This window comes from Microbacterium sp., assembly GCF_039812165.1.
GTDB lineage: Bacteria > Actinomycetota > Actinomycetes > Actinomycetales > Microbacteriaceae > Microbacterium.
Genome location: NZ_JBDIAB010000019.1, coordinates 1 through 24,541 on the forward strand (window position 1 = coordinate 1; position 24,541 = coordinate 24,541).

Genomic DNA, 24,541 nt, shown 5'->3' on the forward strand with positions numbered 1-24,541 from the left:
GGAGTCGCGACGCTCGCCCTGCGGTTCGCGCGCGATCGGGTGCGCGCCGCGGCGTGGGGCCCGGGCGCGGACTGGGCGCTCGAGCAGCTCCCGCGCCTGTGCGGCGCGCGCGACGACCCGGACGGCTTCGACGCGTCGCGGCATCCTCTCGTCGCCGAGACGCACCGTCGCCACCCCGATCTGCGGCTGGGGCGCACCGACCTCGTCTTCGACGCGTTGGCGGGCGCGGTGTTCGAGCAGAAGGTCACCGGCATGCAGGCGTTCGGAGCGTGGCGGTCGGTGGTGACCTGGTGCGGCGAGCGCGCACCCGGCCCCACGCCGCGGCCGATGTTCGCCCCGCCGCAGGACTGGCGGCTCGTCCCGAGCTGGGTGTGGCACCGTGCGGGGCTCGAGCCGCCGCAGTCGCGCACGATCGTGGCCGCCGCCCGCCGTCGCGCGTCGATCGAACGCGCCGCCGCGTCGGCGGACGACGGCGACGCGCGCGATCGCGTGCTGACGAGCCTGCGCGGGGTCGGGCCGTGGACCGCGGCCGAGACGCGCATCCGCGCGTGGGGCGATCCGGATGCCGTCAGCGTCGGCGACGTCCACCTCAGCCACGAGGTGGGGTACGCGCTCGTGGGCCACCGCGTCGATGACGACGGCATGCTCGAGCTGCTCGAGCCGTGGCGCGGCCACCGTCAGCGGGTGATCCGCCTGATCGGACTGAGCGGCGTGCACGAGGCTCGGCGCGCTCCTCGCCTGCATCCGGAGGACCACCGCACGCGCTGACCGGCGAAGCACGATCGCCGCGCCCGCGCAACCGTATGGCGGATGTCGGAGGACGGGGCAAGACTGTGCACATGGCACATCTCAACCCCTATCTGTCCTTCAAGAACACCGCCCGCGAGGCGATGGAGTTCTACCGCTCGGTCTTCGGCGGCGAGCTCACCGTGTCGACGTTCGGCGAGTTCCCCGGCATGACCCAGGACCCGGCCGAGAACGACCTCGTCATGCACGCGCAGCTCACGTCGCCCGACGGCTTCGTGCTGATGGGCGCCGACACCCCGACCGGCATGCCGTACGCCGAGCCCGCCGGCATCTCGGTGTCGGTCAGCGGCGACGACGAGGCTGCGCTCCAGCGCTTCTGGGACGCACTCGGCGACGGCGGCACCGTCGTGATGCCGTTCGAGGTCCCACCGTGGGGCGGCCGGTTCGGCATGCTGCGCGACCGGTTCGGCATCGACTGGATGGTCGCATACAGCCCGGCGGACGGCGCCTGACCCACGGATCGCCTTCACCACTCGGCTCCGGCGGCCGATCGCCGGCTCCCCTAGGCTGAACGCATGTCATCGACCGGTTGGCCGCGCGGCCGCATCGGATGGGTCGCCGGCACGATCGTGCTGCTGGTGCTCGGCGTCGTCGTGGGGCTGATCCTCGACAGCGTGCTGCTCGGGCTCGCCCTCGCCGTGCTCGTCTCGATCGGCTGGCTCATCGCATACGAGTCGTGGCGGGGCCGGACGCCCGGCCTCGACGACCCGTTCGACGACGGCGCACAGCTGTAGCGGCCGGCGGGATCACGACCTCCCGCGAAGGAGGTCGTCGTCGCGCGCCCGAAAACCGGAAGGCTGCAGCGTTTGCCGTTCAGCGGGATCATAGGCATAGTAGTCATTAGGTATGCCTTACCGAAGTCGACGTCATCCCAGGCGTCGATGCCCCCACTAATGAGGAGATCTCCATGACCAAGCGCCGGCTCGCCGCCGTTGCATCCCTGGCCCTGGCATCCGCAGTCGTGCTCGCAGGGTGCGCCGGCACCCCCGCTGCCGACGAGGCCACGTCCGAAGCCCCCGCCGAGGACTACTACCCCGTCACCGTCACCGACCTGGCCGGCAACGAGGTGACGATCGAGAGCGCCGACAGCGTCGCGATCACCGACAACCGGTTCTTCCAGCTCGCCGCCGACTGGGACCTCCCCGTCACCGTCGCACCCCGTGACCTGATGAGCCCGAACAACCCGCTCGCCGACGACGAGAAGATCCTCAACATCGGCACGCACGGCGAGCCCGACTTCGAGAAGGTCGTCGCCGCAGACCCCGACCTGATCATCAACGGCTACCGGTTCAGCGAAGAGAACGCGCAGGGCATGAAGGATGCCGCCCCCGAGGCCGCATTCGTCGACATGAACGCCCCCGACGACGTGACAGTGGACGACTACGTCGTCGAGAGCCTCACGCTCATGGGCGAGGTCTTCAACAAGAAGGATGAGGCCAAGGCGCTGATCGACGAGTTTCACGACGCGCTGAAGACGGCCAAGGACGCCTACGACCCGGAGACGACCGTCATGGGTCTCATCACCTCCGGCGGCGAGATCAACTACTCGAACCCGGTCGACGGCCGCGGCGCGAGCATCTTCTTCAGCCTGCTCGACCTGACCCCCGCGCTCGACAGCGAGGGCTCGGAGAACCACACCGGCGACAGCGTCTCGCTCGAGGCCCTGGCGGCGGCGAACGCCGACGTCTTCATGGTGCTCGACCGCGACGCCGCCGTCGGCGAGGGCGAGGCCACCCCCGCCCTCGAGCTCATCAACAGCTCGGCGGCGCTCGCGACCGTGCCCGCCGTCGTGAACAAGGCGATCTACGTCTTCCCGGGCGACTACTACCTCACCGAGGACGTGTTCGCCTACATCGACGTGCTGAACGGGCTCGCCAAGGTCTTCAAGGCCTGATGACCCGCTAGCACGACGAACGAGTCGTCGCCGGGACTGGTGCAGAGTCTCGGCGGCGACTCGTCTCACACGGGAACGGAAGACCCGATGTCCACCCAGGCACCCGCGAGACGACGCGTCACGAACGTCGATGCGCTGTCGTCCTCCGCCGTCGTCACCCGCACCCGGTCGCGTTGGCGCCGGACGTGGCCGCTCCTCGTCGCGATCGCGCTGACGATCGGCCTCCTGACGCTGTCGATCTTCGTCGGCGTCGCCGACATCACCGACACCAGCGGCCGGAGCGCGGACTTCCTCTGGATCACCCGCATCCCCCGCACCGCGTCGCTCATGCTGGCCGGCGCCAGCATGGCCATGGCGGGGCTGGTCATGCAGCTCATGACGCAGAACCGCTTCGTCGAGCCGACCACCGTCGGCACCACCGAGTGGGCGGGGCTGGGACTCCTCGTCACCTACATCCTGCTGCCGTCGGCGGGAGTCTTCCCGAAGATGGTCGTCGCGATCGTCTTCGCCTTCGTCGGCACGCTCATCTTCTTCGCCTTCCTGCGCCGCGTGACGCTGAAGTCCTCGCTCATCGTGCCGATCGTCGGCATCATGTTCGGCGCCGTCGTCAGCGCGATCACCACCTTCCTCGCCCTGCAGTTCAACCTGCTCCAGGTGCTCGGCGGCTGGTTCATGGGCCGCTTCACGAGCATCGAGGTCGGCCGCTACGAGCTGCTGTGGATCGTGCTGGGCGTGGCGATCGTCGTCGTGCTCGTCGCCGACCGCTTCACCGTCGCCGGCCTCGGCAAGGACATCGCCACCAACGTCGGGCTCAACTACGAGCGCGTGGTCCTCCTGGGCGTGGGGCTCGTCTCCCTGACGACCGGCGTCGTCACCGTCGTCATCGGCATGCTGCCGTTCCTGGGGCTCATCGTGCCGAACCTCGTGTCGATGATCCGCGGCGACGACCTGCGCACGAACCTCCCCTGGGTGTTCCTCACCGGCATCTGGGTCGTCACGGTGTGCGACATCGTCGGGCGCACCGTCATCATGCCCTTCGAGGTGCCGGTGTCGCTCGTGCTGGGCGTCGTCGGCGCGGTCGTCTTCATCTTCATGCTGCTGCGCACGAGGAGGTCGACCGGTGTCCGCTGACACGACGGCGCTCGCCGCCCGCGCGGGCGGCGCGCGCGAGCGCGGCGTGGGCCCGTACGCGAGTCACGCGCACCGCACCCGCTACCTCGTGATCCTGGCGGCGCTCATCGCGTCCGCTGCCGCCATCACGATCCTGCTCCTCACGTGGGGCAACGAGTACGAGCTCTTCAGCGAGCGCTGGTGGCGCATCTCCACGATGCGCGTCACCTCGATCGTCGTGATCGCGACGGTCACCTTCTGCCAGGCGCTCGCGACCGTCACGTTCCAGACCGTCACCAACAACCGCATCATCACGCCCTCGATCATGGGGTTCGAGTCGCTGTACGTGCTCATGCAGACGACGATCGTGTTCTTCTTCGGCGCGTCCGGTGCGGTGAGCATCAGCCCCTTCGGACGCTTCCTGCTGCAGGTCTCGATGATGGTGCTCTTCGCGGTGCTCCTCTACTCGTGGCTGCTGTCGGGCCGCTTCGGCAACCTGCACGTCATGCTGCTGGTCGGCATCATCCTCGGGGCGGGCATGGGCTCGCTCTCCACGTTCATGCAGCAGATGCTCGACCCCAACGAGTTCGACGTCCTGCGCGCCCGCCTGTTCGGCAACATCGGCAACGCCAACACCGACTTCCTCTGGTTCGTCATCCCGGTGTGCGCGCTCACCGGCGGGACCATCTGGATGCTCTCCCGGCGCCTGAACGTCATCGCGCTCGGCAGCGACATCAGCACGAACCTCGGCATTGGCCACAAGCGGCAGGTCATGCTCATGCTCACCCTCGTGTCGGTGCTCATGGCGATGAGCACGTCGCTCGTGGGCCCCATGACCTTCCTCGGCTTCCTGATGGCGACGCTCGCGTACTCGATCACCGACACGTACGACCACCGCCGCATCCTGCCGGTCGCCTGGCTGCTCGGCTACGTCATCCTGACGGTCGCCTACTTCCTGCTCCGGCACGTCTTCGCGCTCGTCGACGCGGTCACCATCATCGTCGAGCTCATCGGCGGCCTCGTCTTCCTCGTCGTCATCTTCCGAAAGGGGCGTCTGTGATCCGTCTGCAGAACGTCGTCAAGCGCTACAGCGGCGATGTCGAGATCGGGCCGGTCTCGCTGGAGATCCCGGCCGGCGGCATCGTGGCGCTCGTCGGCCCCAACGGCGCGGGCAAGTCGACCGTGCTGACCATGATCGGGCGACTGCTCTCCCCCGACCAGGGCACGGTCGAGGTCGGCGGACTCGACGTGCACGCGACGCCGTCGAAGCAGGTCGCCAAGACGGTGTCGATCCTGCGCCAGGAGAACCACTTCGTCACGCGCCTGACCGTCCGCCAGCTCGTCGGGTTCGGCCGCTACCCCTACAGCGGGGGCCGGCTCACGCAGCACGACGAGGACAAGATCTCCGAGGCCATCGACTTCCTGAATCTGACGGCGCTCGAGCAGCGCTTCCTCGACCAGCTCTCCGGCGGTCAGCGCCAGCGAGCCTACGTGGCGATGGTCCTCGCGCAGGACACCGAGTATCTGCTGCTGGACGAGCCCCTCAACAACCTCGACGCGCAGCACTCGGTGCAGATGATGGAGCAGCTGCGCCGCGCCGCCGACGAGCTCGGCCGGACGATCGTGATCGTCCTGCACGACATCAACTTCGCCGCCGCCTACAGCGACTACATCATCGCGATGGAGGACGGCCGTCTCGCCGTGCACGGGACGCCCGACGAGATCATCCGCGACGACGTCCTGACCCGCGTCTTCCGCACGCCCGTGACCGTCGTCGACGGCCCGAAGGGCAAGTTCGCCGTCTACCACCGAGCCTGAAGAACGCTCGCCCGCCCATCGGCGCGGCGACGACACGAACGGAGCATCCGCATGACATCCCCCTTCACCCTCGAACGGCGCGGACTCGAGCTGCGCTTCCGCACCGTGCACCTCGAGGCGCGCCAGTGGCTCACGCCCGACTACGTGCGCGTGCGCCTGCGCGGCGCCGACCTGCGCGGCTTCGACTCCCCCGGCGCCGACGACCACATCCGCATCTTCTTCCCCGACGACGTCCCCTCGTCGGTCGACGAGCTCCGCGCCGCGCCGAGCCGCGAGTACACGCCGCTCGCGTGGGACGCCGACGAGGGCTGGCTCGACCTCGAGTTCGCGATCCACGGCGCAGACGGCGTGGCGGCCCCCTGGGCGGCGACCGCCGAGCTCGGCGCGACCGCCGGCATCGGCGGCCCGCGCGGCTCGATGCTCGTGTCGGGGCGTCCGGACGCGTGGTTCCTCGCCGGCGACGAGACGGCGGTGCCCGCCATGCGGCGGTTCACCCACCTGATGGACCGGGATGCCGTCGGCCAGATCCTCGTGGAGGTCGCCGACGCCGAGCACGAGCTGCCCGTCGACGCGCCGGCCGGGGTCACCGTGACGCAGGTGCACCGCGGCGAGGCCGCGCCGGGCACGGCGCTCGCGGCGCGGCTGGACGCGCTCGGGCCGGACGACCGCCCCACGGGCGCGGTCTTCGGGTTCGTCGCCGCCGAGCAGGCGATCGTCAGGCCGGGCCGCGCACTGCTGCTCGACCGCTGGCACCTCGACGCCGATGCCGTCGTCGTCAAGGGCTACTGGAAGCGCGGCGAGACCGAGTACCACGCCCCGCACTGACGGCATCCCACGGCGTACATCCGCGCGCGTGCGCCCGACGGCATCCGCCGGCGCCCGCGCGCGGGCTACATCTCCTCGTGGGTGTTCGGGTCGCTGCCCCACAGCCGGCCCCGGCGGAGCGCGCTGATCTCGGCGACGGCCTCGTCCGACAGCGTGAACCCGAAGATGTCGGCGTTCTCGCGCTGGCGCTCGGCGTGCGCCGACTTCGGGATCGGCGTCGTGCCGATCTGGGTGTGCCAGCGCAGCACCAGCTGCGAGGGGGTCACCTCGTACTCGCGCGCGAGGTCGACGAGCACCGGCTCGGTCAGCAGCTCGCTGCGCCGCGCGAGCGGGCTCCAGCTCTCGGTGCGGATGCCGTGGGCCGCGTGGAAGGCGCGCAACTCGTCCTGCGGGAAGTAGGGGTGCAGCTCCACCTGGTTCACGAGCGGGAGCTCGCCGGTCTCGTCGCCGAGCCGCGTCAGCATCGCCTCGGTGAAGTTCGACACGCCGATCCAACGCACCTGCCCGCGATCGCGCAGCTCGATCATGGCCCGCCACGTGTCGACGTAGCGGTCCACGCTCGGGTTCGGCCAGTGGATGAGGTACAGGTCGATGCGGTCCAGTCCGAGGCGCTCCAGCGAGCCGGCCGCGCTGTCGAGGGTCTCCTGGTAGCCGTGGTCGCGACCGGGCACCTTGGTCGTCACGATCAGCTCGTCACGATCGACGTCGCTGCGACGGACGGCCTCGCCGACCTCGCGCTCGTTCTCGTAGTTGACCGCGGAGTCGAGCAGCCGGTAGCCGACGGCCGTCGCCGAGACGATGGCGTCGACGCCCTCGGCGCCGCGCAGGTTGTACGTGCCGAGCCCGAGCTGGGGGAATGCGGCACCGTCGCGGAGGGGGACTGTGGGGATCGTGACCATGCGTTCCATCCTGCCGGGTCACGGCGCCGATCGACAGCCCACGGCGGGTCCGTTACGCCCCGCGCTCCTCGGCGAGGGTGAGCTCGCGGAAGTGCGCGAGCATGCGATCGACGTCGGGCTGGATGCCGGTGATGAGGCGGAACGCGTCGGCCGCCTGGGCGACGGCCATGTGTCCGCCGGCGAGCGTCGCGCAGCCGGCCGCTCGCGCGGCGCGCAGCAGCTCGGTCTCGAGCGGGCGGTAGACGATGTCGGCGACCCACAGGTCGGGACGCAGCAGCTCCGGGTCGAACGGCGTGCCGGGGTGGTCGTGCATGCCCTGGGGCGTGCAGTGCACGACGCCGTCCGCCGCCTCGAGCAGCGCGACGAGGTCGGCGTGCGGCGCGGCGCGCACGTCCGCGTTCCGCCGCTCGCGCAGGGTCGCGGCGAGCGCTCCGGCCCGATCCTCGTCGATGTCCACGATCGTGAGCCGCTCGACGCCGAGCCGCACGAGCGCGTCGGCCACGGCCGTCCCCGCGCCGCCGGCGCCGAGCTGCACGACCGCGCCGCGCGGGGCGTCGGGCATGTCGGCGCGGAACGCGGCCTCGAAGCCGGTCGTGTCGGTGTTGTGGCCGACCCTCCCCTCGGGCGTGAGCAGCACCGTGTTCACGGCGCCGAGGGCGGCCGCGACGGGGTCGACGCGGTCGAGGTGCGCGATGACGGCCTGCTTGCAGGGGTGGGTGATCGTGACCGCGTCGTAGCCGAGGCGCTCGCACCAGTCGAGGATCTCGGGCAGGCGACCGGGATCGAGCTCCAGGGCGGTCAGGTCGACCGGACGGAACACGTAGGCGAGCCCCTGCGCGGCCCCCTCGGCCATGTGCACGGCCGGTGACAGCGACTGCGTCACGCCGGTGCCGACGAGACCCACGAGATAGGACGACACGGCGGTCACGAGACTCCTCCGGGATGCTGGTTTGTCTGACGATCTCTCGATCCGGAGCCTATCGCGACGGGTCGTCCGGAGATAGAGGATGCTGCAATATTGTCAGGCAATCTTACTGCCGGTCGCCTGCGGCCCCGCCGTCGAGCAGGCTCTCGATCGCCCGCACGACGCCGGCGTCGGCGTTGGACCCGGCCCGGTGCCGGGCCGTCGCGACGACGTCGTCGTGGGCCTCCGCCATCGCGTACGACCAGTCCGCGACCGCGAGCATCTCGAGGTCGTTGAGGTAGTCGCCGAACGCGGCGGTCTGCGCGGGCGTCACGCCGAGCGCGCGCTGCAGCCCGCTCAGGGCCACGCCCTTGTTCACGCCGGCGTTCATGACGTCGACCCAGTGCACGCCCGAGACGACCACCTGGTGCGTCGCGCGCAGGTCGGCGAGCGCCGGCGCCGTGTGCTCCTCGCCGCCGTCGAAGTCGTAGACGGCGAGCTTGAGCACCTGGTCGTCTTCGGCGAGCAGGTCGTCGACGACCCGCAGCTCGGCGTAGTACTTGTGCACCTCGGCGAGGAAGTGCGGGTCGGTGCTCTCGATGTACGCGGAGCGCTTGCCGCACACCACGACGCCGACGCGCAGCACGCCCGCCGAGACGAGCGCGCGCAGGCGTCCGACGACGGATGCCACGAACTCCGCGTGCAGCGTGTCGGAGCTGACCTCCGCGCCGCCGTGGACGACGTAGGTGCCGTTCTCCGCGATGTAGTCGAGATCGGCGTCGCCGAACAGCCGCTGCAGCGTCGCGAGCTGACGCCCGCTCGCGGGCGCGAAGGCGATGCCCCGCTCGCGGAGACGCTCCAGCAGCGGCCAGAAGCCGTCCGGCACGCGGCCGTCCGGGTCGAGGAGCGTGCCGTCCATGTCGGCGGCGATCAGGCGGATGTCGGGAGCGGTCACCCCTCCATCCTTCCCGACGCCGAGACCCGCGCCGCACGCACCACGACCGGGGGTTATCCCGAAACGAGGTCTCCGGGTGCCTCGGGGGCGCCACCGCACCCATCGGCCTACCGTGGATGTCATGACCACTGCACCACCGATCCGCCGCCGAGTCGGCGTGCTCGCCCACCTGGGCGCCCTCGCCCAGCTGGCCGCGATCGGCCTCATCGGCTCCATCCTCTTCACCGTCCTGGCGACGTTCCTGGGCGTCGGCGTGGGCCTCCTCCCCGTCGTCGGCATCGGGGTCCTCTTCCTGATCGCCTTCCTCTACGTGCTGTGGGCGACCGCCTGGCTGGAGTACGAACGGGTCGAGGGCCTGTACGGCTACGGACTGCCCGCCCTCCGCATCCGCCGCAGCGGACAGCCCGGCTTCAAGGGATGGCTGCGCACCCTGTGGCAGCAGTTCACCGACGGTCCGATGTGGCGCGGCATCGCCAGCTGCGCCATCGCGACGGTGCTGGGCCTCCTGGTGCTGCCGACCGTCGGGGCCGTCGTCACGAGCGTGAGCCTGCTGTTCGCGCCGCTCCAGACGGGCGACGTGCGCATCGTCGGCACCGGCATCGTGATCGCCTCGACGGCCGCCGTCATCGTCGGCATCGTCGGCATCCTCGTCGGTGCGGCCGTGCTCGTCGGCCTCGCCCTCCTGCACGCGGTGCTCACGCGTGCGATCCTCGTCCCCTCCCGCGAGGCCCTGCTGGCCGAGCAGGCGCGTGCGGCGGGCGCCCAGCGCGCCGGCGCGGTGCGTGCCAGCGAGGTGGAGCGCACGCGCATCGAGCGCGACCTCCACGACGGTGTGCAGCCGCGGCTCGTGTCGGTCGGGATGACGCTGGGCCTGGCCCAGCAGAAGATCGACACCGACCCCGCGGCGGCGAAGGCGCTCCTCGACGAGGCGCACACCTCGACGAAGGCGGCGATCACGGAGCTGCGGCAGCTGGCGCGCGGCATCCACGCGTCCGTCCTCGACGATCGGGGGCTGGATGCCGCGCTGTCGGCGCTCGTGGCCCGATCGCACGTGCCGGTGAGCCTCGACGTGCGCCTCGACGGCCGCTGCTCGCCCACGGCCGAGGCCGCGCTGTACTTCGCGATCGCGGAGTCGCTGACCAACGCCGCCAAGCACTCCCGCGCGACCGAATGCCGCGTGACCGTGCGCCGGCGCGACGACGGCACCCTGTGGGCCCGCGTCGAGGACAACGGCGTCGGCGGGGCCCGCGTGCTCCCCGGCGGCGGACTCGACGGCATCACGAACCGCATCCTGGCCGCCGGCGGCACGACCCGCCTCGACAGCCCCACGGGCGGCCCGACCGCACTGGAGGTGAGCGTGCCATGCGCATCCTGATCTGCGAGGACTCGACGCTGCTGCGCGAAGGGCTCGTGCGCGTGCTCGACGACGCCGGACACGAGGTCGTCGCGGCACTCCCCGACGCCCGCGAGCTGCCGGAGGTGGTGACCGCCACGGAGCCCGACCTGTGCATCCTCGACGTGCGGCTGCCGCCCACGTTCACCGACGAGGGCATCCGCGCGGCGCTCGCCCTGCGGCGCGAACACGAGCGACTGCCCGTCCTCGTCCTCAGCCAGTACGTCGAGGAGCGCTATGCGAGCGAGCTCATCACGGCGCACGGCGCGGCGCTGGGCTACCTGCTGAAGGACCGCGTCGCGGACGTGCGCGAGTTCCTCGACATCGTCGACCGCATCGGGGCGGGCGCGACCGTGCTCGACCCGGAGGTGGTCGCCCAGCTGCTCACGCGCCGCGCCCGCGACGAGCGCATGGCGCGGCTCACCGAGCGCGAGCGCACGGTGCTCGCCCTCATCGCCGAGGGCAAGAGCAACCAGGCGATCGCGCAGACGCTCTTCGTCAGCGAGGCGAGCGTGGAGAAGCACATCACGTCCCTCTTCCAGAAGCTCGACCTCGAGCAGGACGAGCACGGCAACCGGCGCGTGCTCGCGGCCCTCGTCCACCTCGAACACGGGGGCGGACACGCGCAGAACGGAACCTCACGATGAACACGACCCTCACTCCCCCGACCACGCCCGAGGCCCCGCAGACGCCGCCCCCGGCCCGCCGCTCCTCCGCACAGGTCGTCGCGATCCTGGCGATCGCCCTCGGCGGCATCCTGGTCCTCGGCACGATCGCCACCGCGACGCTCTCCGCGATCCGCTCGACGGCCGTGCACACCGACACCCTCACCGCCGACGTACGCGGCGTCACCGGCCTCGACGTGGACGTCTCGACCGCCGAGCTCACGATCGCCTACGGCGACGTGGACGAGGCCGTGCTGTCGATCACCGGCGACGGCGGTGCCACCGAGTGGCGTCTCACGCGCGACGCCGGGGACCTCGTCGTCTCGTCCGACCGCCCCTGGTGGACGGGCTGGCGCTGGTTCGGCGACGACGAGCGGGCGACGCTGACACTCCCGGAGCGCTTCGCCGACACGGTCCTCGACGCATCGTTCGGCATCAGCGCCGGATCCATCATCGCCACCGGCACGTACGACGAGCTCGGCCTCGACCTCAGCGCCGGGTCGATCACCGTCGACGGGACGGCGCGCGCGCTGGACGTGAGCGTGAGCGCGGGGCGCGCGGTGCTCGACCTCGCCGACGTGCGCACCGCCGAGCTCGACGTCAGTGCCGGGGCGGTCGACGGCAGGCTGACCGGCACGGCGCCGAACGAGGTCATCGTGGAGGCGAGCGCGGGTCGCATCGACCTGGGCCTTCCCGCAGCGCCGTACGCCGTCTCGTCCGACGTGTCGGCGGGCGACTTCACCCACGAGCTGTCCACCGACCCGTCCTCGCGCAACCGCGTCTCGGTGCAGGTCTCGGCGGGCGCGGTGCACCTGTTCCCCGAACGGTGATCCGGGCACGGGGGCGGGCGGGCTGAGACCCGCCCGCTTCCGCATGGGGAGACGGACGGATCGAGAACCCGCCCGACCCGCACATGGGACGGACCGGCGGAAAACCCGCCCGTCTCCGCGGACGGAGACGGGCGAGCCGAAAACCCATCCGTCTCTGGGGTTGACTTCACTATCAGTGGGCTGTCTACAATCGGGTGCGGTTGTCGCGCGCTCCTGATGTAGTTCCACCGCAAAATCACATGGCTGTGATCTTGCCGCACGCCCGAGACACGCCGCGCTTCGTCGTGCCCCCAGCGGCGGAGCGACATCGCCTCGCGATGCTCTCTGAGATCGCAGAAAGAACGAAAGGTCCCACATGAAGAAGGCTCTCACCCTCGCCGCCGGCGCCCTGCTGGCCGCAGCGGCGCTCACCGGCTGCTCGCAGGGTCAGTCCGGCTCCGACGCGTCGCCCTCCGCCGAGGCCACGACCGACGAGGTCACGCTCTACATCGTCCGCCACGGCAAGACGATGCTGAACACCACCGACCGCGTGCAGGGCTGGTCGGACGCCGTCCTCACCCCCGAGGGCCAGGCGGTCGTCGAGGCCGCCGGCCGCGGGCTGTCGGACGTCGAGTTCCAGGGCGCCTACAGCAGCGACAGCGGCCGCGCGATCCAGACCGCGTCGATCATCCTCGACGAGAACAAGGCCAGCAAGGACGTCACGCTCGAGAACGACTGGCGCCTGCGCGAGTTCAACTTCGGCACCTGGGAGGGCGACCTCAACCACAACATGTGGCAGGCCATCGCCGACGACCAGGGCATCACGCTCGACGAGTTCCTCGCCAACATCCAGCCGGAGGGCTTCGCGAACTCGGTCGCCAAGCTCGACGCGGCCAACCCCGAGGCGGCGAAGAACTGGCCGGCCGAGGACTACGCGACGATCACCGCGCGCCTGACCGAGGGTCTCGACGACATCGTCGCCAAGGAGGCCAAGAAGGGCAACGGCAACGTGCTCGTCGTCTCGCACGGCCTGAGCATCTCCGCTCTCCTGGACACCCTCATCCCGGACTTCAAGGTCCCCGAGGGCGGCCTGAAGAACGCGTCGGTCCAGATCCTGAAGTACAAGGACGGCGAGTACACGCTCGAGGCGGTCAACGACCTCAGCTACGTGGAGAAGGGCAAGGAGTAACCCTCCCCCGTTCACGACATCGGAGGCGGTCCCACCTGGGTGGGGCCGCCTTCGGCGTTCGCCGCGGGTGCCGTCGGCTCGACATCGGGGACGGATGCCGGCTCGTCGGCGTTCGGGTCGACGACGGGCGCCGCCGCGTACGCGTGCGAGAGCCGCCGGTACGGCCGCGACGCGAACGCCAGGAGCACGAGCACCAGCATGACGAGGCTCGCCAGCACGAAGACGAGCGCGATGCCGCGGGCCTCGCCGTCGCCGAGGAGCCAGCCGAAGGCGGAGCGCCCGGCATCCGTGCGCATGAACGGGATGAGGACGAACTCGGCGATCGGCCCGATGAGGAACGCCGACAGCGGGGTGGCGGCCGACTCGACGGATGCCGCGAACCCGAACACCCGGCCCTGGGTCGCGAACGGGACCACGCGCTGGATGATGGTCTGCTCGGCGGCCTCGGCCATCGGCATGACGAGCATGAACAGGAAGAGGCCGGCCGCGTACAGCCACCACCACTCGCGGAGGGCGAAGACCGTGCCGAGCACGGCCACGACGACGTTGGCGAGCAGGAGCGTGCGGACCGGGTTCTTCCCGAGCCCGCGGGCGGCGACGAGCATGCCGCCGAAGATGAAGCCCTTGCCGGTGACCGCCAGCACGATGCCCCAGACCTCGACGGAGAACAGCGTCAGTCCGTAGGGGTCCATGAGCGCCATGAACACGCCGCCGACCAGGTTGTTGAACGTCGTGAAGAAGATGAGCGCCATGAGGCCGGGCACGGCGCGGATCGCGGGGACGACCCCGCGCAGCGAGAACGAGGCGCGCTCGCCGTCGGCGCGCACGACGTCGCGCTCGGGGATCGGCACGAACAGCAGGTGCAGCAGCGCGACCGCGGTCAGGGCGGTCGCGATCGCCACCGTCCAGCCCATGCCGAGGAGGCCCACCGACAGGCCGGAGAACACGCTCGTGACGATGAACGCGATGCCCTGCACGGTGCCGACGAGCCCGTTCGCCCGATCGCGCCGCTCGGCGGGGACGAGCAGGGTGACGGTCGTGGACAGGGCGATGTTGCGCAGGTTCTCGACCACCCCGCCGACGAGGATCACGCCGGCGAACAGCCAGAACCACGGACCGCCCCAGTCGATGAGCGCCGACTCGGGGAACGCCAGGTACAGCGCGCCCGCGGCGAGATACGCCGACAGCGTCACGATGCTCGAGAGCACCATCACGGCCTTCTTCTTCAGGTGGTCGACGATCGCGCCGAACACGACGCCGAAGACGGCGACCAGCAGCATGTACGAGCCGCCGATGATCGACGTCGCCAGCACCGAGCGGGTCTCGAGGTACGCCCAGAACGTGAGCGCCCACCACAGATAGCTCGACGTGACGTTGGCGACGAGCGTGTTGCCGAGCACCTGGAAGAACTGTCGCATGCGGGTGTGCTGCGTCGCCGTGAGAGGCGCGAGGGCGGTCTCGCTCATGCCCTCGACGCTACCTCCGGCCTCCGACACGCAATACCCCGGCGTCCCTTCGCACGGCGGCGCCCGCGGCCCGCTAGCGTGGTGGCATGACCGCCCCAGTCGACCCCACGACCACGTCCGCCTGGGCCGAGCTGTCCGCGCACCGCGACGGCTTCGCCCCCGATCTGCGCGCCTGGTTCCAGGGCGATCCGGGCCGCGTCGAGCGCCTCACCCTGCCGCTGGCCGATCTGCACGTGGATCTGTCCAAGAACCTCGTGACCGACGGCATCCTGGCCTCGCTCGTGAGCCTCGGCGAGCAGACGCGCGTCCCCGAGCGCTACGCCGCCATGCTCGCCGGCGAGCACCTCAACACGACCGAGGACCGCGCGGTGCTGCACACGGCGCTGCGCCGCCCGCCCGGGGCCTCGCCCGCGCTCGTCGTGGACGGCCAGGACGTCGACGCCGACGTGCAGGCCGTGCTCGAGAGCATGTCGGCCTTCGCCGAGCGCGTGCGCTCGGGCGAGTGGCGCGGCGTCACCGGAAAGCGCGTCGAGACCGTCGTCAACATCGGCATCGGCGGCTCCGACCTCGGCCCGGTCATGATCTACGAGGCGCTCCTGCCGTATGCCGACGCGGGTATAGAGGCGCGGTTCGTGTCGAACATCGATCCGTTCGACCTCGCGAACAAGACCAGGGGCCTCGATCCCGAGACGACTCTCTTCATCGTCGCGTCGAAGACCTTCACCACGCTCGAGACCCTCACCAACGCCCGCCTCGCGCGGGACTGGCTGTGGGCCGGCCTCGAGAAGGCGGGCGCGATCGACGGCGGCGAGGCGCAGCGGACGGATGCCGTCGCCCACCACTTCGTGGCCGTCTCCACCGCCCTCGACCGTGTCGCCGCCTTCGGCATCGACCCCGCGAACGCCTTCGGGTTCTGGGACTGGGTGGGCGGCCGCTACTCGGTCGACTCGGCCATCGGCCTGTCACTCGCGATCGCGCTCGGCCCCGAGGCCTTCCGCGAGCTCCTCGCCGGCTTCCACGCGGTCGACGAGCACGTGGCGTCCACCCCCCTCGACCGCAACGTCCCGGTGCTCATGGGCCTCCTGAACGTCTGGTACGTCAACTTCCTGGGCGCGCAGTCGCACGCCGTCCTCCCGTACGCGCAGCAGCTGCACCGCTTCGCCGCCTACCTGCAGCAGCTCACGATGGAGTCCAACGGCAAGTCGGTGCGCTGGGACGGCACGCCGGTCACGACCGACACCGGGGAGGTGTTCTGGGGCGAGCCCGGCACGAACGGCCAGCACGCGTTCTACCAGCTCATCCACCAGGGCACGCGCCTCATCCCGGCGGACTTCATCGCGTTCGTGAACCCCGCCTACCCGCTGCAGGACGACGGGCGCGACGTGCACGGGCTGTTCCTGGCCAACTTCCTCGCGCAGACCAAGGCGCTCGCGTTCGGCAAGACCGCCGAAGAGGTCGAGGCCGAGGGCACCACGGGTGCGCTCGTGGCGGCCCGCACGTTCGCCGGCAACCGCCCGACGACCTCGATCTTCGCCGAGGCCCTCACGCCGCGCGTGCTGGGCGAGCTCATCGCGCTGTACGAGCACATCACGTTCACGCAGGGCATCGTGTGGGGCATCAACTCGTTCGACCAGTGGGGCGTCGAGCTCGGCAAGCAGCTCGCACTGCAGATCGCGCCGGCCATCGAGGGCGACAACGACGCGCTGCAGGCCCAGGACGCCTCGACCCGCGCACTCCTGGCCTACTACCACGCGCACCGGAACCGTTGATGCGGCGCCTCGCGCGCGTCGGCGCGGTCGGCGCGGCGCTGTGCCTGCTGACGGCATGCACGGCGCCCGCCGCCGAGCCGACCCCCACGCCGACGCCGACGCCGACCGCGGAGTTCGACGACGCGGCGCTGCAGGCGGCGCTCGACGACACGCGCGAGGAGGCCGAGTTCCCGGGCGTGGTCGCGCGCGTCATCACGGCCGACGGCACGTGGGACGGCGCGTCCGGCGCCTCGGCCCCGGGCGGTGACGTCCTGCCGGCCGCGAGCGACCACACGCGCATCGGCAGCATCACGAAGACGATGACCGCGACCCTCCTCCTCCAGCTCGTGCAGGAGGGCGAGGTCGACCTCGACGACCCGGTGTCGAAATACATCCCGGATCTGCCCGGCGGCGAGGCCACCCTGCGTCAGGCCGCCGACATGACCAGCGGCATCCCGTCGTACACGCTCGACGACGAGCTCGTCGACGAGTACCTCGCCGACCCGCAGCGCTCGTGGACGATCGCGGAGCTGCTCGACGCCGTGCGCACGCTGTGGCCGTCGTTCGAGCCGGGCGCGGGCTGGGAGTACTCGAACTCGAACTACGTCGCCCTCGGCGCGATCATCGAGCAGGTGACCGGCGAGCCGCTCGCCGACGTCTTCGAGGAGCGCCTGTTCGAGCCGCTCGGCATGGACGACTCGTCGTACCCCACCACGAACGAGCTCCCGAAGCCGTATCTGTCCGGCGAGACGATGCAGGGCTCCCCCGACGGCGAGCCGCTGGATGCCACGCACTTCGACCCCTCGTTCACGTCGTCGGCGGGCCAGGCGATCTCGACCCTCGACGACCTCGAGCTGTGGGCGCACGCGCTGTTCACCGGCGAGGGCATCCTCGACGAGAAGACGCAGGAGCTGCGCCGCGACTCGATCCTGACGTCGCCGCCGCCCAACACGCCCACCTCCGGCTACGGCATCGGGATCGGCAACCGCAACGGCTGGTGGGGCCACACGGGCGAGCTGCCGGGCTACAACACGGCGATCTACCACAGCTACGACCTCGACACGACGATCATCGTCGTGGTCAACAGCGACATCTCGCTCGAGACCGGGGTCGCTCCCGCCGCCGCCGTCCTGACCGCTCTGCAGGACGCCCTCCGCTGACCGGCGCCCGGGCCGCGGCGCCGCCCTCCGGGGCAGCCCGCGCGGCCCCGCTCGGGCAGCTCCGCACGACGTCGCCCGGGCAGCCCGCATGAACGCCGCCGGGCCGCCCGCATGAACGCCGCCGAGGAGCCCGCATGAACGCCGCCGGGTCACTGCCCTACCGTCGAGTCACTGTGCAGGAACGCAGTGACTCGGCAGGAAGGCAGTGACCCGACCGGGAGGGCGGTGACCCGACCGGGAGGGCGGTGACCCGATCGGGAGGGCGGTGACCTCCCGGGGCCGGTGACCCTACCGGGAGGGCTGCGCGCCTACTCCTTGGGCTGCACCGCCAGGAGCGGGGCGCCGACGGCGACCTCGCCGAGCGACACCGGGTCGACCGGGCCGAACTGGTCGGCGTTGAGGACGATCACGGGTGTGATGAGCGGGTAGCCGGCGGCCTCGATGATGCCGCGGTCGAAGGTCACGAGCGGGGTGCCCGTCTCCACGCGGTCGCCGGCCTTGACCTTGACGTCGAACCCGTCGCCGTTGAGGTTGACGGTGTCGATGCCGACGTGGATGAGCAGCTCCACACCGCCGTCGAGCACGATGCCGAACGCGTGACCCGTCGGCTGCGCCGCGGCGATCGTGCCCGCGCCGGGCGAGTACACCGTGTCGCCCGAGGGCTGGATCGCCACGCCCGGACCCATCACGCCGGTGCCGAACACCGGGTCAGGCACGTCCGAGAGGGGCACGGCGGTGCCGGCGAGTGGCGAGTACACGTCGACCACGGTCCGCTCGGCCACCGCCACGGCGGTGGCCATGGCAGCCGCCGCACCGGCGGCGCCGGCCTCGTCCACCACGGGCGCCGCGGCGGGCGCCGCGACGGTGCCGGGAGCGGGCGCGGCCTCGGCCCCGGCCTCGGCGGCCTGGCGGGCGAACAGCTCCGCCTTCTGCTCGGCCGTCTGGTAGCCGGTCAGGAGGATGAGGATCATCGACGTCGCGAACGCGGCGAGCACCGCGACCGCGTACAGACCGATCGGCTCGAACGCGGGGATCGTCAGCAGCGACGTGAACACGAACGCCTGCGTCGTGACGCCGTGCTCGAGGCCGAGCAGCATGCTGCCGAAGCCGATGATGAGGCCGCCCACGAGGCATCCGACGAGCATGCGCGGGTAGATGCGCTTGAACCGCAGATGGATGCCGTAGAGCGACGGCTCCGAGATGCCGCCCAGCAGGCCCGCCGCGAGCGCGCCCGTCGCGGTCTGCTTCATCGCCTTGTCGCGCTGCCGCCACGCGATGATCAGCACGCCGGCGGTGGCGCCGAAGCACGCGAAGTTCCACGCGCCCATGGGGCCCTGGATGAAGTCGTACCCGAGGGTCTGGATGTTCAGGAGCATGATCGCGTTGATCGGCCAGTGCAGGCCCAGCGGCACCATGAACGGGTACACGAGCGGGATGATGATCGCGAAGATGAACGGCGAGAAGGCGTTGATCGCGCTGAGGATGTTCGCGAGGCCCGCGCCGACGTACACGCCGATCGGGCCGAGCAGGAACGCCGTGAGCGGGATCATGATCAGCATCGCGAGGAACGGCACGAAGATGAGGTGGATGTTCTCGGGGATCACGCGCTTGAGGAGCTTCGTGAGCGGGCCGAGGACGGCCGCCATCAGAAGCGGCGGGAACACCTGCGAGCTGTAGTTGAAGATCGTCAGCGGGACGCCGAAGATCGGGATCGTCGTGACCTCGGAGCCGAGGAAGACGATGTTCTGCGCGCCGTCCTGCTGGGCCAGGGCCGTGAAGCCGGGGAGCATCACGACGGCCATGACCGCGAAGCCGACCCACGGGTCGGCGCCGACCTTCTGCGAGGCGTTGTAGGCGACCATGAGCGGCAGGAAGACGAACACGCACTGCCACATCAGGTTCACGAACTGCCACGACGGCGGCAGCACGACGCCCGGCGCGTTCCACGCCGGGATCACGCCGAGGGTCGCCATGAGCGCCATGAACGTGATGAACAGGGATGCCCCGAGCAGGGCTCCCAGGATCGGGCGGAACGAATCGGACAGGAACTCGAACAGGGTGTCGACCCACGCGACCTTGCCGCGCACGCCGCCCTCTCGCGCGGCCTTCTTGATGTCGGCGTCGGACGTGCCGGTGGCGGGGGCACCGCCGCCGCCGTCCATCGCCGGCAGAGCCATGATGTCGTTGTAGACGGACTGCACGGCGCCGCCGATCACGACCTGGAAGCGGTCGCCGGCCTGGGGGACGGCCCCCAGCACGCCGGGGATCGCCTCGACGGCCGACTTCTCGACACCGCCCGCGTCGCGCAGCTGGAAGCGCAGGCGGGTCGCGCAGTGGGTGAGGCTCTCGATGTTTCCCGGGCCTCCGACGGCCTCCACGATCGCCGCGGCAGGACTGCTGGCCATGTGCGTACTCTCCTTCGAGACGGGGGACGGCGCACACCGACGGCGGCGCCGCGTCGACGGCAGGGGCCGTCGAGTCGGACTCTATCCCGACCCTCAGGATTCTCTCAGATAACGCGCGGAGCGACCAGAGTCAGCGCAGCGACCACGCCACCGCGTCGAAGGCGGCGATCGTGGTGAGCAGCTTCTCGCCGTCCTGCGGGGTCGGCCACGCGGAGAGCTTGGCGGCGACGACCCGCGCCGCCCGGTTGATGTACACCATCTGCCCGTGGATGCCGAGGGCGAGGAACACGTCCGAGCCCGCGCGCGGGAACCAGAAGCCGTTGCGGTACATGCCGCCGGGCATGAGCGTGGGCGACGCGGCCGCGGCGAACGCGTCGCGCGAGTCGTGCGCCCCGGCGACGGTGTCGTCGACCCACCAGGTCGGGAGCACCGGCATCCCGTCGAGCGCGTAGCCGTCGCGCAGGAACAGCGAGCCGAACCGCGCGAGGTCGCGCAGCGTCGCCGACACCCCGCCGTCGAACATGGGACCGCCGACGCTGTCGACGCTCACGTTCGCGTCGCGCTCGGCTCCCATCGGCTGCCACAGCCAGTCCGACATGACGTCGGCGCCGGCCCGCCCGGTCGCGCCCTCGATCACGAACCCGAGCGCATCGGTCTCGCACGACTTGTAGTCGAACCGTCCGCCGTGCGGGCCGTCGGCACCCAGCGAGGCGAGGAAGCCGAGCAGCGTGTCGGCCACGCCCTCGTGCACGCGCGGCGCCCAGCCGATGGCCTCCTCGAGCAGGCGCACCTCAGCGGCGTTGTCGAGGTAGTCCTCGGAGAACCGCACGCCGGTGCGCATGTCGACGAGGTCGCGCACCGTGGCGCCCGCATAGCCGGAAGAGGCGAGCGCGGGCACGTAGTCGGCGACCTGGCGGGTCGTGTCGAGCACGCCGGCACCGGCGAGCGCGCCGGTCGTGGCGGTCGTCAGCGACTTGCTCACCGACATCAGCAGGTGCACGGTGGTCTGCGTCATCGGCTCGGAGTACGACTCGCCGACGACGTAGCCGTCGCGCGTGACGATCCAGCCGTCGGTCGCGGTGGCGGCCATGACGTCGTCGAACGTCACGGTGGGCCCGCCCCAGGGGTGCTCGACGCGGACCAGCGAGAGGTCCTCGGGCGCCGAGCCGAAAGCGGTCGCGCGCTCCCCCCGGCCGATCGGATGGACCGGGAGGAAGCTCGCGATGTTCTGCATCGACCACGCGAGGTAGCCCGGAGACTGCCACTGGTCGAAAGGGGGTCCTGCCGGCCTGCTGGCCGTTCCGCCGATCACCGCGGACTCACCGTTCGAGAACATACGTGTCGCGCTCTTCCGTCACGGCGCTCACACGCCCTTCGAACCGCTGCTCTTCCGCTTCGGCGCGGGCTGAGCGAGCGGCGTGACCGCGTACATCCCGCGGATCGAGTCGATGAAGTGCATGGCGCGGATGGACAGGCCGTTGCGGGCCGTCTGCAGACGCCCCTTCGTGACCAGGATGCCGAGGTCGGCGCCCTTCCAGCGGTAGTCGCCGGGGCCGTAGACGCGCAGGAAGAACGCCTCGTCCTTGTTGTTGATGAGGTGCCAGTCGAGCTCGGCGTGCGAGTAGACGAGCGAGCCGTTGGCGTCGACGACGTACCGGCCGGTCGCCGGAGCGGCGTCGATGAGGTCGACGGTGGGCTGGGTGTGCTTGATCACCATGGTGCTCCACTCGTCCTCGGACGCGAGCTCCTCCCACCGCGAGTTGACCTCGGCGACGTCGAGCTCGAACTCGACCTCGGCGTACTCGAGCAGGTGGAACACGAACAGCGGCACGTCGGCGTAGGCGCCCGCGGTCACGTTGGTGGTCGCGGAGGCGCCGCTGATGCGCGGGTTGAGCTCACCGAGGTAGACGTCGCCGGTGTCGGTGTCGACGAGCACGTCGACCTCGAAGAAGCCGCGATAGCCCTCGCCGCCGAGGCGGTTGCCGAGACGCTCGACCAGCGCTGCCGCCTTCTTGCGAGTGGGCTCGTCGAGCACGTCCGGGAACATCTCGTTGCCCGACCAGCCGCCGCGGTAGGGGGTGAGCGCCTTGTGACCCGTGATCTCGGTCATGAACGGGCCGACGACGGTGCCGTGGCGGGTGAGGACCGCCTCGACCGCGATCGGGCGGTTGTTGATCCGCTTCATGATCTTCAGCGGCACGCCGGTGACCTCGCCGGCGATCTTGGCGAACTCCTCCTCGCTCGTGATGAAGAAGGTCGTCTTGCCCGAGTCGCCGTAGGCGGTCTGGAGCACGAGGTCGGTGCCGAGCTTGGCCTTCTTCGCGGCCGAGACGACGTCGGCCCAGCTGCTCACGGTCGTGAGGACGTTCGGGACGCTGGGGACGCCCACCTCGTTGCCGAGCTCGGTCGTCACGATCTTGGAGTCGAGGCGCTCGCGCAGCTCGGCGGAGGGGAGGATGAGGTCGTAGCCGAGCTCCTCGCAGATCTCCTCGGTCTCGCGGTCGAAGAAGACCATGACGACCTGCGGGCGGACGCCGAACGGCGTGCGACGGGCGATGTGCGCGCGCACCTCGGCGTTGCGCAGCAGCCAGTTGTTGATCTCCTCGCCGCTCTCGAACTCGATGTACGGCTTGTCGAGGGGGCTGAACACGCGCGGGTGGGCGCCGTCCCACGAGTCGTAGTAGCTGATGTACGAGAAGCCGCGCACCCAGCGGTCGAGGCCCAGGAGGTTGAAGGCCGTCGCGCCGACGAAGAACACCGGGCGGTCGTTGGTGCGGAAGAAGTGACGGATCTCCGACATGTTGCGGAGGGCGTGCTCGGCGCCCTCCTGCTTCGCCGTGCGGGCGTTGGCCGTGCGCCGCTTCGCGCGTCGCGACAGCTTCGCCTTGGGATCGTCGTCGCCGACGATGGCGATGGATGCCGTCGGCGGAGCCGCCACGATGATCCCGTCTTCGGCGCTCTTTCGTGCGGAACTCTTTCGCCCCATCATGACTTTCCTCCATCGGCTCAGGCGGAGCCATCCTCCCACAACCGAGGGTGTGCGAGTGCATCGATTTTGCGCGTCGGACCGCACAGACCGACGATGTGCCGCGTCGCCGCCGGTCTGCACGGCGCGCGGCGCGGGTACGCTCGACCGGGTGGGGGATCTGCGGATGAGGACGCTCGGGCGCGCCGTCGCGGCGGCGACCGCGGCGATGCTGCTGCTGGCCGGCTGTGCGCCGGCGGAGCCACGGACCAACCCGGCCGTCGTCACGCCCGTGCCGGAGCCGACGGCATCCGTCTCGGTCACGACCCTGCAGACGCTCATCGACGCCCCGCCCGAGTCGCCGACGCTCGAGCAGCTCTCGCCGCCCGACCAGGACGGCGCCGAGGTCGTGTCGTACTCCAGCGGCGGGCTGACCATCCACGGCGTCATCCGCAGACCCGCGGTCGAGGACCGCGGGGACGACGAGCCCGCGACCGATGAGCGCGCGCCCGGCGTGGTGTTCGTGCACGGCGCGGTCGACGCCGCGTCGTACTCCGGCCTGGTCGACTACTCCCGCGAGCAGCGGCTGCTGCAGGACATGGGCTACGTCGTCTTCACGCCCGACCTGCGCAACCACGGCGACTCGGACGACGACCCCTCGTTCGCGAACGACCTCCAGGTGGGCTCGACGCTCGACGCGGTGAACGCGGCGCGCGCCCTCGCGACCGATCCGGGCGTCGACCCCGACCGGATCGCCGTCGTCGGCCACTCGCTGGGCGGCGCGATCGCCCTCGGCGTGGCGGTCGTCGCGCCCGAGGTCGCCAGGGCGACGGTCGCGCTCGCACCGTCGAACTCGTCGCCCTGGGTGATCGCCGAGCACTTCCTGGAGGGCACGCCGTACTTCGACTGGCTCGTGCTCGTGCACGGGACGTACGACGAGAACCCCGAGTACTGGGATGCCGTGTCGTCCCTCACGTTCGTCGACCGCGCCGCGTCGCCGCTGCTGATCGTGCACGGCACCGCCGACGAGGTCGTGCCGCCGGAGTGGTCGCGCGAGCTCGCCGCGGCGTGGACCGCCGCGGGCAAGGACGTGCGACTGATCGAGATCGAGGGCGCCGACCACATGTTCGCCCCGCACCGCGACGAGGTCTTCGCCGAGGTCGAGGCCTTCCTCGCCGCGAACCTCCGCTGACCCCGCGGCACCGCAGGCCCCCGCCGCACCGCAGGCCCCCGCCGCACCGCGCGCCCCCGCCGCACCGCAGGCCCGCGGGACCGTAGGCCCCGCACCGCGCGCCCCCGCCGCACCGTAGGCCCCGAGTCACTGCCCTGCTGCCGAGTCACTGCGCTGCAGCGCAGTGAGCCGGACGGAGGGCAGTGACTCGGCGGAGCGGCCGCGCGGCAGAGCGGTCGCGGCGGCAGACCAAGGCGGGTCGCCGGTCGACCGGCGCGGGGTCAGGTGCGGGGCTCGTGGCGGCGGGGCTTGAGGCGGTCCGGGGCGTCGAGCGCCGGCATCCACTCGCACGTGAACG

At 71.0% G+C, this 24,541-nt stretch carries 22 protein-coding genes; 15 read left to right on the plus strand and 7 right to left on the minus strand.

The window, feature by feature from the left end:
- From WML84_RS03240 to WML84_RS03275, 8 genes are all read left to right on the plus strand, one after another.
- Positions 1-768, plus strand: a 768-nt coding sequence (locus tag WML84_RS03240; RefSeq protein ID WP_347344703.1) for a DNA-3-methyladenine glycosylase 2 family protein, incomplete at its 5' end; no start/stop codon positions are given.
- Positions 769-839: 71 nt separating this feature from the next.
- Positions 840-1,259: a VOC family protein gene (locus WML84_RS03245; RefSeq protein ID WP_347344704.1), complete on the plus strand. Its 420-nt coding sequence runs from the start codon at positions 840-842 to the stop codon at positions 1,257-1,259.
- Positions 1,260-1,322: 63 nt separating this feature from the next.
- Positions 1,323-1,541 carry a hypothetical protein gene (locus tag WML84_RS03250; RefSeq protein ID WP_347344705.1) on the plus strand — a complete coding sequence of 73 codons (219 nt, stop codon included), beginning with the start codon at positions 1,323-1,325 and terminating at the stop codon, positions 1,539-1,541.
- 173 nt (positions 1,542-1,714) lie between these two features.
- Positions 1,715-2,701, plus strand: a complete 987-nt coding sequence (locus WML84_RS03255; RefSeq protein ID WP_347344706.1) for an ABC transporter substrate-binding protein — start codon at positions 1,715-1,717, stop codon at positions 2,699-2,701.
- An 87-nt stretch (positions 2,702-2,788) separates the two neighbouring features.
- Entirely contained in the window at positions 2,789-3,832 is a 1,044-nt protein-coding gene (locus WML84_RS03260) for an iron chelate uptake ABC transporter family permease subunit (RefSeq protein WP_347344707.1), read from the plus strand.
- Positions 3,822-4,871 (plus strand): iron chelate uptake ABC transporter family permease subunit, encoded by a 1,050-nt coding sequence (locus WML84_RS03265; RefSeq protein WP_347344708.1) that lies wholly within the window; start codon positions 3,822-3,824, stop codon positions 4,869-4,871. The genes WML84_RS03260 and WML84_RS03265 overlap by 11 nt, the downstream gene beginning before the upstream one ends.
- Positions 4,868-5,629: an ATP-binding cassette domain-containing protein gene (locus tag WML84_RS03270; protein WP_347344709.1), complete on the plus strand. Its 762-nt coding sequence runs from the start codon at positions 4,868-4,870 to the stop codon at positions 5,627-5,629. Before WML84_RS03265 ends, WML84_RS03270 begins: the two co-directional genes overlap by 4 nt.
- A gap of 51 nt (positions 5,630-5,680) precedes the next feature.
- Entirely contained in the window at positions 5,681-6,454 is a 774-nt protein-coding gene (locus tag WML84_RS03275; RefSeq protein WP_347344710.1) for a siderophore-interacting protein, read from the plus strand.
- Positions 6,455-6,519: 65 nt separating this feature from the next.
- Here the strand turns inward: WML84_RS03275 and WML84_RS03280 are convergent, their stop codons facing one another.
- The 3 genes from WML84_RS03280 to WML84_RS03290 all read right to left on the minus strand — a co-directional run bounded on the left by WML84_RS03280 (position 6,520) and on the right by WML84_RS03290 (position 9,212).
- Positions 6,520-7,353 carry an aldo/keto reductase gene (locus WML84_RS03280; RefSeq protein ID WP_347344711.1) on the minus strand — a complete coding sequence of 278 codons (834 nt, stop codon included), beginning with the start codon at positions 7,351-7,353 and terminating at the stop codon, positions 6,520-6,522.
- Positions 7,354-7,405: 52 nt separating this feature from the next.
- A complete protein-coding gene (locus WML84_RS03285) occupies positions 7,406-8,281 on the minus strand; it encodes a shikimate dehydrogenase (protein ID WP_347344712.1) in 876 nt (291 codons plus the stop codon).
- A gap of 103 nt (positions 8,282-8,384) precedes the next feature.
- Positions 8,385-9,212, minus strand: coding sequence for a Cof-type HAD-IIB family hydrolase (locus WML84_RS03290; RefSeq protein ID WP_347344713.1), 828 nt, complete (start codon positions 9,210-9,212; stop codon positions 8,385-8,387).
- 121 nt (positions 9,213-9,333) lie between these two features.
- Between WML84_RS03290 and WML84_RS03295 the strand changes: the two genes are divergently transcribed.
- The 4 genes from WML84_RS03295 to WML84_RS03310 all read left to right on the plus strand — a co-directional run bounded on the left by WML84_RS03295 (position 9,334) and on the right by WML84_RS03310 (position 13,268).
- On the plus strand, positions 9,334-10,587 hold the full coding sequence (locus tag WML84_RS03295) for a histidine kinase (RefSeq protein ID WP_347344714.1): 1,254 nt from the start codon (positions 9,334-9,336) through the stop codon (positions 10,585-10,587).
- Positions 10,575-11,252, plus strand: coding sequence for a response regulator transcription factor (locus tag WML84_RS03300; RefSeq protein ID WP_347344715.1), 678 nt, complete (start codon positions 10,575-10,577; stop codon positions 11,250-11,252). The genes WML84_RS03295 and WML84_RS03300 overlap by 13 nt, the downstream gene beginning before the upstream one ends.
- Complete coding sequence (locus tag WML84_RS03305) at positions 11,249-12,100, plus strand: hypothetical protein (protein WP_347344716.1); 852 nt, start codon at positions 11,249-11,251, stop codon at positions 12,098-12,100. Before WML84_RS03300 ends, WML84_RS03305 begins: the two co-directional genes overlap by 4 nt.
- A gap of 355 nt (positions 12,101-12,455) precedes the next feature.
- Entirely contained in the window at positions 12,456-13,268 is an 813-nt protein-coding gene (locus WML84_RS03310) for a histidine phosphatase family protein (protein WP_347344717.1), read from the plus strand.
- A gap of 11 nt (positions 13,269-13,279) precedes the next feature.
- Here the strand turns inward: WML84_RS03310 and WML84_RS03315 are convergent, their stop codons facing one another.
- On the minus strand, positions 13,280-14,686 hold the full coding sequence (locus tag WML84_RS03315) for an MFS transporter (protein WP_347344724.1): 1,407 nt from the start codon (positions 14,684-14,686) through the stop codon (positions 13,280-13,282).
- Positions 14,687-14,820: 134 nt separating this feature from the next.
- Here WML84_RS03315 and pgi point away from each other — a divergent pair, with 134 nt between their 5' ends.
- Together pgi and WML84_RS03325 are read left to right on the plus strand one after the other, a co-directional pair.
- The gene (gene pgi, locus WML84_RS03320) at positions 14,821-16,503 is read left to right on the plus strand and encodes a glucose-6-phosphate isomerase (protein ID WP_347344718.1); all 1,683 of its coding nucleotides are present in this window, start codon (positions 14,821-14,823) and stop codon (positions 16,501-16,503) included.
- Positions 16,503-17,642, plus strand: coding sequence for a serine hydrolase domain-containing protein (locus tag WML84_RS03325; RefSeq protein ID WP_347344719.1), 1,140 nt, complete (start codon positions 16,503-16,505; stop codon positions 17,640-17,642). Before pgi ends, WML84_RS03325 begins: the two co-directional genes overlap by 1 nt.
- A gap of 308 nt (positions 17,643-17,950) precedes the next feature.
- Here the strand turns inward: WML84_RS03325 and WML84_RS03330 are convergent, their stop codons facing one another.
- The 3 genes from WML84_RS03330 to WML84_RS03340 all read right to left on the minus strand — a co-directional run bounded on the left by WML84_RS03330 (position 17,951) and on the right by WML84_RS03340 (position 22,985).
- Positions 17,951-20,047 (minus strand): glucose PTS transporter subunit IIA, encoded by a 2,097-nt coding sequence (locus WML84_RS03330; protein ID WP_347344720.1) that lies wholly within the window; start codon positions 20,045-20,047, stop codon positions 17,951-17,953.
- A gap of 130 nt (positions 20,048-20,177) precedes the next feature.
- The gene (locus WML84_RS03335) at positions 20,178-21,281 is read right to left on the minus strand and encodes a serine hydrolase (RefSeq protein ID WP_347344721.1); all 1,104 of its coding nucleotides are present in this window, start codon (positions 21,279-21,281) and stop codon (positions 20,178-20,180) included.
- Between the two features lie 129 nt (positions 21,282-21,410).
- Entirely contained in the window at positions 21,411-22,985 is a 1,575-nt protein-coding gene (locus WML84_RS03340; protein WP_347344722.1) for a biotin carboxylase, read from the minus strand.
- Between the two features lie 214 nt (positions 22,986-23,199).
- On the opposite strand from WML84_RS03340, the gene WML84_RS03345 reads away from it, so the two are divergent.
- Complete coding sequence (locus tag WML84_RS03345) at positions 23,200-24,204, plus strand: alpha/beta fold hydrolase (protein ID WP_347344723.1); 1,005 nt, start codon at positions 23,200-23,202, stop codon at positions 24,202-24,204.
- Positions 24,205-24,541: the final 337 nt, after the last annotated feature.

Excerpts from the sequence above, each read along its gene's own strand:
- WML84_RS03305 (WP_347344716.1), top strand. The coding sequence starts at position 11,249 with ATGAACACGACCCTCACTCCCCCGACCACGCCCGAGGCCCCGCAGACG.
- WML84_RS03275 (WP_347344710.1), top strand. The coding sequence starts at position 5,681 with ATGACATCCCCCTTCACCCTCGAACGGCGCGGACTCGAGCTGCGCTTC.
- WML84_RS03260 (WP_347344707.1), top strand. The coding sequence starts at position 2,789 with ATGTCCACCCAGGCACCCGCGAGACGACGCGTCACGAACGTCGATGCG.
- WML84_RS03310 (WP_347344717.1), top strand. The coding sequence starts at position 12,456 with ATGAAGAAGGCTCTCACCCTCGCCGCCGGCGCCCTGCTGGCCGCAGCG.
- WML84_RS03315 (WP_347344724.1), bottom strand. The coding sequence starts at position 14,686 with ATGCGACAGTTCTTCCAGGTGCTCGGCAACACGCTCGTCGCCAACGTC.
- WML84_RS03245 (WP_347344704.1), top strand. The coding sequence starts at position 840 with ATGGCACATCTCAACCCCTATCTGTCCTTCAAGAACACCGCCCGCGAG.
- WML84_RS03345 (WP_347344723.1), top strand. The coding sequence starts at position 23,200 with ATGAGGACGCTCGGGCGCGCCGTCGCGGCGGCGACCGCGGCGATGCTG.
- WML84_RS03280 (WP_347344711.1), bottom strand. The coding sequence starts at position 7,353 with ATGGTCACGATCCCCACAGTCCCCCTCCGCGACGGTGCCGCATTCCCC.
- WML84_RS03255 (WP_347344706.1), top strand. The coding sequence starts at position 1,715 with ATGACCAAGCGCCGGCTCGCCGCCGTTGCATCCCTGGCCCTGGCATCC.
- WML84_RS03300 (WP_347344715.1), top strand. The coding sequence starts at position 10,575 with ATGCGCATCCTGATCTGCGAGGACTCGACGCTGCTGCGCGAAGGGCTC.
- WML84_RS03330 (WP_347344720.1), bottom strand. The coding sequence starts at position 20,047 with ATGGCCAGCAGTCCTGCCGCGGCGATCGTGGAGGCCGTCGGAGGCCCG.
- pgi (WP_347344718.1), top strand. The coding sequence starts at position 14,821 with ATGACCGCCCCAGTCGACCCCACGACCACGTCCGCCTGGGCCGAGCTG.
- WML84_RS03250 (WP_347344705.1), top strand. The coding sequence starts at position 1,323 with ATGTCATCGACCGGTTGGCCGCGCGGCCGCATCGGATGGGTCGCCGGC.
- WML84_RS03335 (WP_347344721.1), bottom strand. The coding sequence starts at position 21,281 with ATGCAGAACATCGCGAGCTTCCTCCCGGTCCATCCGATCGGCCGGGGG.
- WML84_RS03295 (WP_347344714.1), top strand. The coding sequence starts at position 9,334 with ATGACCACTGCACCACCGATCCGCCGCCGAGTCGGCGTGCTCGCCCAC.
- WML84_RS03325 (WP_347344719.1), top strand. The coding sequence starts at position 16,503 with ATGCGGCGCCTCGCGCGCGTCGGCGCGGTCGGCGCGGCGCTGTGCCTG.